1 rRNA gene is annotated in these 1,539 nt (G+C 56.5%); it reads right to left on the reverse strand.

Annotated elements, in window-relative coordinates:
- Positions 1 to 1,539, reverse strand: a 23S ribosomal RNA gene (locus P3T29_RS32560); the annotation flags it as partial.

Consider the following 1,539-nt stretch of genomic DNA (forward strand, 5'->3'; position numbering starts at 1 on the left):
GGTTCGACGTTGGCGCTTCAAAGCGGGTACGGGAATATCAACCCGTTGTCCATCGACTACGCCTGTCGGCCTCGCCTTAGGTCCCGACTTACCCTGGGCAGATCAGCTTGACCCAGGAACCCTTGGTCAATCGGCGCAAGAGTTTCCCACTCTTGTATCGCTACTCATGCCTGCATTCTCACTCGTGTACCGTCCACAACTGGATTCCTCCGCTGCTTCACCCGGCACACGACGCTCCCCTACCCATCACAGCAGGCGTTAGCCCTTCATACTGCAATGACACGACTTCGGTGGTGTGCTTGAGCCCCGCTACATTGTCGGCGCGGAATCACTTGACCAGTGAGCTATTACGCACTCTTTCAAGGATGGCTGCTTCTAAGCCAACCTCCTGGTTGTCTGTGCGACTCCACATCCTTTCCCACTTAGCACACGCTTAGGGACCTTAGTCGGTGTTCTGGGCTGTTTCCCTCTCGACCATGGAGCTTATCCCCCACAGTCTCACTGCCACGCTCTCACTTACCGGCATTCGGAGTTTGGCTAAGGTCAGTAACCCGTTGAGGCCCATCGCCTATCCAGTGCTCTACCTCCGGCAAGAAACACGTGACGCTGCACCTAAATGCATTTCGGGGAGAACCAGCTATCACGGAGTTTGATTGGCCTTTCACCCCTAACCACAGGTCATCCCCCAGGTTTTCAACCCTGGTGGGTTCGGTCCTCCACACGGTCTTACCCGCGCTTCAACCTGCCCATGGCTAGATCACTCCGCTTCGGGTCTTGGGCATGCAACTCAGACGCCCTATTCGGACTCGCTTTCGCTACGGCTACCCCACACGGGTTAACCTCGCTACACACCGCAAACTCGCAGGCTCATTCTTCAAAAGGCACGCAGTCACGAGACACACAGCAAGCTGGTGTCCGACGCTCCCACGGCTTGTAGGCACACGGTTTCAGGTACTATTTCACTCCGCTCCCGCGGTACTTTTCACCATTCCCTCACGGTACTATCCGCTATCGGTCACTAGGGAATATTTAGGCTTAGCGGGTGGTCCCGCCAGATTCACACGGAATTTCTCGGGCTCCGTGCTACTTGGGAGAAGCTCAAGTGAGCCGCTGATGTTTCGTCTACGGGGGTCTTACCCTCTACGCCGGACCTTTCGCATGTCCTTCGACTACACCAACGGTTTCTGACTCACCGACCGGCCGGCAGACCGGTCAAGAACTTTCCCACGACCCCACATTAGCAACCCCTGCCGGGTCTCACACCAATATGGTTTAGCCTCATCCGGTTTCGCTCGCCACTACTCCCGGAATCACGGTTGTTTTCTCTTCCTGAGGGTACTGAGATGTTTCACTTCCCCTCGTTCCCTCCACACACCCTATGTGTTCAGATGTGGGTGACAGCCCATGACGACTGCCGGGTTTCCCCATTCGGAAACCCCCGGATCAAAGCCTGGTTGACGGCTCCCCGGGGACTATCGTGGCCTCCCACGTCCTTCATCGGTTCCTAGTGCCAAGGCATCCACCGTGCGCCCTTAAAAA

Origin of the sequence: Kitasatospora sp. MAP5-34 (genome assembly GCF_029894335.1) — a bacterium.
In the GTDB taxonomy this organism is placed as follows: domain Bacteria; phylum Actinomycetota; class Actinomycetes; order Streptomycetales; family Streptomycetaceae; genus Kitasatospora.